The sequence below is a fragment of the Streptomyces sp. adm13(2018) genome (assembly GCF_008042145.1).
Lineage (GTDB): Bacteria > Actinomycetota > Actinomycetes > Streptomycetales > Streptomycetaceae > Streptomyces.
The window spans coordinates 4,344-9,058 of the sequence record NZ_RDBH01000074.1 but is presented as its reverse complement, the minus strand read 5'-3'; the positions used below and the strand labels follow the sequence as shown (position 1 = coordinate 9,058).

At 74.7% G+C, this 4,715-nt stretch carries 5 protein-coding genes and 1 pseudogene; 3 read left to right on the top strand and 3 right to left on the bottom strand.

All coding sequences use genetic code 11. The features are described 5' to 3' along the window. On the bottom strand, window positions 1-454 hold a 454-nt coding region (locus tag EAO70_RS06535; protein WP_148002062.1), incomplete at its 3' end, for an NTP transferase domain-containing protein. 195 nt (window positions 455-649) lie between these two features. Here EAO70_RS06535 and EAO70_RS06530 point away from each other — a divergent pair. Further along, the gene (locus EAO70_RS06530) at window positions 650-985 is read left to right on the top strand and encodes a DUF5955 family protein (protein ID WP_148002061.1); all 336 of its coding nucleotides are present in this window, start codon (window positions 650-652) and stop codon (window positions 983-985) included. Window positions 986-1,030: 45 nt separating this feature from the next. On the opposite strand, the pseudogene EAO70_RS06525 reads toward EAO70_RS06530, so the two are convergent. Both EAO70_RS06525 and EAO70_RS06520 read right to left on the bottom strand, forming a co-directional pair. Further along, window positions 1,031-1,679, bottom strand: a pseudogene (locus EAO70_RS06525) (response regulator). 5 nt (window positions 1,680-1,684) lie between these two features. Beyond that, the gene (locus tag EAO70_RS06520) at window positions 1,685-2,863 is read right to left on the bottom strand and encodes a sensor histidine kinase (RefSeq protein ID WP_148002060.1); all 1,179 of its coding nucleotides are present in this window, start codon (window positions 2,861-2,863) and stop codon (window positions 1,685-1,687) included. 112 nt (window positions 2,864-2,975) lie between these two features. Here EAO70_RS06520 and EAO70_RS06515 point away from each other — a divergent pair, with 112 nt between their 5' ends. Together EAO70_RS06515 and EAO70_RS06510 are read left to right on the top strand one after the other, a co-directional pair. Beyond that, entirely contained in the window at window positions 2,976-4,055 is a 1,080-nt protein-coding gene (locus EAO70_RS06515) for an ABC transporter permease (protein ID WP_148002059.1), read from the top strand. Continuing rightward, entirely contained in the window at window positions 4,052-4,702 is a 651-nt protein-coding gene (locus EAO70_RS06510; RefSeq protein WP_148002058.1) for an ABC transporter ATP-binding protein, read from the top strand. The genes EAO70_RS06515 and EAO70_RS06510 overlap by 4 nt, the downstream gene beginning before the upstream one ends. Window positions 4,703-4,715 lie beyond the last annotated feature (13 nt).

Genomic DNA, 4,715 nt, shown 5'->3' with positions numbered 1-4,715 from the left:
GCTGCTGGGGTGCGTGCTCGTGGACAACCCGGAGTGGGGCGAGGGGATGGGGTCCTCGCTGCGCGCGGGGCTGGCCTCGCTCGCCGCCGATCCCCGGCTGGTCCACCAGCAGGACCAGCGCCGCGTCGACCCTGCGCGGATCGGCGGCGAGCGAGGCCAGCCCCGCGCGCAGCGAGGACCCCATCCCCTCGCCCCACTCCGGGTTGTCCACGAGCACGCACCCCAGCAGCTCCGCCCGCTCCCGTACGAGCCCGGCCGACGCCCCGAGCACCACATGCACCACCTCGCACCCGGCCGCCCGCAGGACCCCCACGGCGTACTCGACCAGAGGCCGCCCCCGGTGGGTGAGCAGCGCCTTCGGGCGCCCCCCGAGCCGTCGTCCGCCACCGGCGGCGAGCAGCAGTCCGGCGACGCGCGGCGGGTGGACATCTGTTCGGTCGAACGTTGTCGTCATGAGGACTGCATACCTCATCAGGCCGAATCACACGGTCGCCTGAATTACCCGGGCGAAGGGTGGCGCGGTGGGGTGGCGAAGGAGTTAACTGACCCGCAACTCGCGGCGCCCCACCGCCCGGGGTCGGCTCCGAGCGCTGCTCGGGGTGTCCGGACGAGGGCGTTCTGCGCACAGTGCCGTGCGAGGGGGAGAACCGTGTTGCGAAGCGTGGGGCAGAGGCGAGTGACCGGCGAGGGCGTGGACCCCAGGGTGGCCGAGCTGCGGTCCGCGGTGTCCCGGCTCCGACGCGAGCTGGCCGCCCACCGTGTCGAGTTCGCCGACCGCGGCATCGCCGAGGACGAACTGGCCGCCCTCGACGCGATGGCACTCAGCGGCGCCCCCGAGTTACGCCGGCTCCGCCGCTCGCTGCTGCTCGTCGCGGGATCCGTCGGCTCCGTCAGCGCCCTCGCGGAGGGGCTCGCGGGAGTCCGCCGCGCGGTGGACCTCTTCGGCCCGGCCGCGCCCCCGTCGCCCCGGCCGCCGCAGGACTGATCCGGTGCCTTGCCGGGGGAGAGCGACCAGGGGGAGAGAGGCGGTCTAGCGTCTGATCAGGCGGCGGGCCGTCGCCGTCGCCACCGCCGCCGTGCGCGAGTCCACGCCCAGCTTCGCGAAGACGTGCACCAGATGGGACTTCACCGTCGCCTGGCTGAGGAACAGCACCTTGCTGATCTGCTGGTTCGACAGTCCCTCGCCCACCAGCTGCAACACCTCCAGCTCGCGCCTGGTCAGCGCCTCCGCCGGGGTCCGCATCCGGTCCATCAGCCGGTGCGCCACCGCCGGCGCCAGGGCCGACTGCCCCGCCGCCGCCGTGCGGACCGCCGCCGCCAGCTCCTCCGGCGGCGCGTCCTTCAGGAGATAGCCGCACGCGCCCGCCTCCACCGCCGCCAGGATGTCCGCGTCCGTGTCGTACGTCGTCAGGACCAGCACCTTCGGCCCGCCCGGCGCCGCCGTGATCGCCGCCGTCGCCTCCGAGCCGTGCATCCCCGCCCCGAACTGCAGGTCCATCAGGACCACGTCCACACCCCATCAGGACCACGTCCACACCCCCCGCCCCGGCCAGCTCCACCGCGCGCTCGGCGGTCGCCGCCTCCGCCACGACGGCGAAGTCCGGCTCCGTGTCCAGGACCGCGCGCAGGCCCGCCCGTACGACGGGATGGTCGTCGGCCAGCAGCAGGCGGATCGTCATGCGCTTCACGCTCCGGCGGGGAGGGGGAGGGAGACGGCCACGGCCGTGCCCTGACCGGGGGCGGACTCGACGGTGAACGTGCCGCCCAGCGACTCCGCGCGCGAACGCATCGCCGGGAGACCGAAACCGCCGTCGGAGGACGGCCGTACCGCGCCGGGTTCGAAGCCCCSGCCGTCGTCSACCACGTCCAGGGTCACCGAGGCGTCCATGAACGACAGGGTGATCTCCGCCCGCGACGCGCCCGCGTGCCGCACCGTGTTCGCCAGCGCGGACTGGGCGATGCGGAGCAGCGCCACCTCGTACGGGGTCGGCAGCCCGACCGGCGTACCGCTGACGGAGAACCGGACCCGCGGCCCGGCCCCCGGCTCGCACAGCCGCTCCAGGGCCGCCGCCAGGGAGCCGCGCTCCAGGTCCGGCGGCGCCAGCGCCCGGACGAAGCGCCTGGCCTCCGCCAGATTGCCCTGGGCCTCCCGTCGGGCCCGCTCGATGTGGCCCGCGGCGGGGGAGCCCGGCGGCAGCGCCCGCTCGGCCGCCCTGAGCAGCAGCTGGATCGAGGACAGGCCCTGCGCGAGCGTGTCGTGGATCTCGCGGGCGAGCCGCTCCCGCTCCGCGAGCGTCCCCGCGTGCCGCTCGGCCGCCGCCAGCTCGGCCCGCGTCTCGATCAGCTCCTCGATCAGCCGGCGCCGCCGCTCGCTCTCCCGGTAGAGGGCCTCATAGCCCAGGACCGTCGCCACCGCGACCGCCGCGCCGAGCAGCGGCCCGATGAAGACACCCGGGTTGAGCGCGGCGCCGTGCCCCACGTACGAGAGGATCGCCGCCACCGCCGTCAGCCCGACCACCGGCAGCGACCAGCGGGCCGGGAGCAGGTGAAGCTGGAGGAAGTACAGCGGGAAGGCCAGCCACAGGGCCTCCGGCGTCACGCACAGCATCGCCAGCCAGGACGCGACCAGGACGCCCAGCCACAGGGCGGCGGCCCGCTGCGACTCCTGTACGGACCGCAGGAGGGAACCGGCCGCGTACACCGCGCCCGTCACCACCACGAGGACCGTCCCGGCGGCCGAGTGGGCGCGCACGGCGGCGAGCGCGAGCAGGCCCGCCATCAGCAGGTGCAGACAGAGGCGGAGCGCCCGCAGGACGGGGGTGAGGGAGCGCCGGGCGGGGCGGAGGGGGGAACGGGAATCCATGTCCCCTCCAGCGTAGACAGCGGCGGACCTTCCGGAATCAACCGAAAGTTCGATCCTGGAGCCATCCGCGGTGCGATGCCCGGGGAGCCCCTCGCCCACCACTCTGATCAGCATGTTCGTTGCATGGAGAGACCTGGGATTCGCCAAGGGGCGATTCGCCCTCATGGGCACGGTGATCGTGCTGATCACCCTGCTCGTGGGATTGCTGTCAGGGCTGACGGCCGGACTCGCGCGGGAGAACATCTCCGCGATCACCGGCCTGCCCGCCGACCGGCTCGCCTTCGCCGCGCCGCCGTCCGGCCAGTCCGCCTCCTTCACCCAGTCGACGGTGACGGAGGAGCAGTGGTCCGCCTGGGCCGGGCGCCCCGGGGTGACGGCGGCCGCCCCGCTCGGCATCCGTACGCTCAACGGCGCCGCAGGGGACCGGACCGCCGCCGTGTCCGCCTTCGGCGTCGAGCCGTCGAGCGGTCTCGCCCCGGTGGCACCCGCCCCGGGGAAGGCGGTGCTCTCCGCGTCGGCGGCCGAGGAGCTGGGCGCCGCCGTCGGCGACGCCGTCCGCCTCGGCTCCGTGGAACTGACCGTCGCCGCGGTCGCCGGCGACGCCTCGTACAGCCACACCCCCGTGGTGTGGACGGCCCTCGGCGACTGGCAGCGGCTCGGCCGCACCGGCACCGCCGGGGAGGACCAGGCGACCGTCATCGCGCTCCGCGGCGGCGGGGAGACCGACTGGACCGCCGGCGACGCGGCCGCCGGCACCGAGGCGCGGACCGTCGACGGGGCCCTCACCGCCATCGGGTCCTACCAGGCCGAGAACGGCTCGCTCCAGCTGATGCGGGGCTTCCTCTTCGCCATCTCGGCGCTCGTCATAGGAGCCTTCTTCACCGTCTGGACCATCCAGCGCAGCGGTGACATCGCCGTCCTGAAGGCGCTCGGCGCCTCCACCCGCTACCTCCTCGGGGACGCCCTCGGGCAGGCGGTGCTGATGCTCACGGCCGGCACCCTCCTCGGCACGGGCCTCGCGGTCGGCGTCGGGGCACTGGTCGGCGGCGGGAACGTGCCGTTCGTCCTCGAACCGCTCACCGTCCTCGGGCCGGCCGCCGTCATGGTGGTGCTCGGTGTGGTCGGAGCGGCCCTGTCCATCCGGCGGATCACCGCCGTCGATCCCCTCACCGCGCTCGGGAGTGCCCGATGAGTCTCGTCCTCGACGCCGTCACCCTCACCTACCCGGACGGCGACGGCCGGCTGACCGCGCTCGACGCGGTCTCCCTCGATGTCCCCGCGGGCTCCCTCACGGCCGTCGTCGGCCCCTCCGGCTCCGGCAAGTCCAGCCTGCTCGCCGTCGCGGCGACCCTGGTCACGCCGGACCGCGGCCGGGTCGTCGTCGACGGTACGGATACGGGGGAGCTGGACGCGGCCGGGCGGGCGGCCCTGCGGCGGGAGCGGGTCGGGATCGTGTTCCAGCAGCCGAACCTGTTGCCGTCGCTCACGGCGGCGGAGCAGCTTCAGGTGATGGCGCACGTGTCGGGGCGCCCGGCCCGGGCGGTGCGTGGGCGGGCCCTGGAACTCCTCGACGCGGTCGGTCTCGCGGACCTGGCCGGGCGGCGGCCGCACCAGCTGTCCGGGGGGCAGCGGCAGCGCGTCAACATCGCGCGGGCGCTGATGAACGACCCTGCCGTCCTCCTGGTCGACGAGCCGACGAGCGCGCTCGACCACGAGCGGGGGGCGGCGGTGATGGAACTGCTCGCGGGCCTGACGGTGAAGAAGGCTCCTATGACGAGCGCCGAGATGGCGAAGAGGAAGCCCCGCATCAGCTGGAGCGAGCCGTTCTCGGCCTGGTAGGACCCGATGGCGG

What these genes read in the sequence shown, in the direction of transcription:
- EAO70_RS06515 (WP_148002059.1), top strand. Translation starts at nt 2,976, where the DNA reads ATGTTCGTTGCATGGAGAGACCTGGGATTCGCCAAGGGGCGATTCGCC.
- EAO70_RS06510 (WP_148002058.1), top strand. Translation starts at nt 4,052, where the DNA reads ATGAGTCTCGTCCTCGACGCCGTCACCCTCACCTACCCGGACGGCGAC.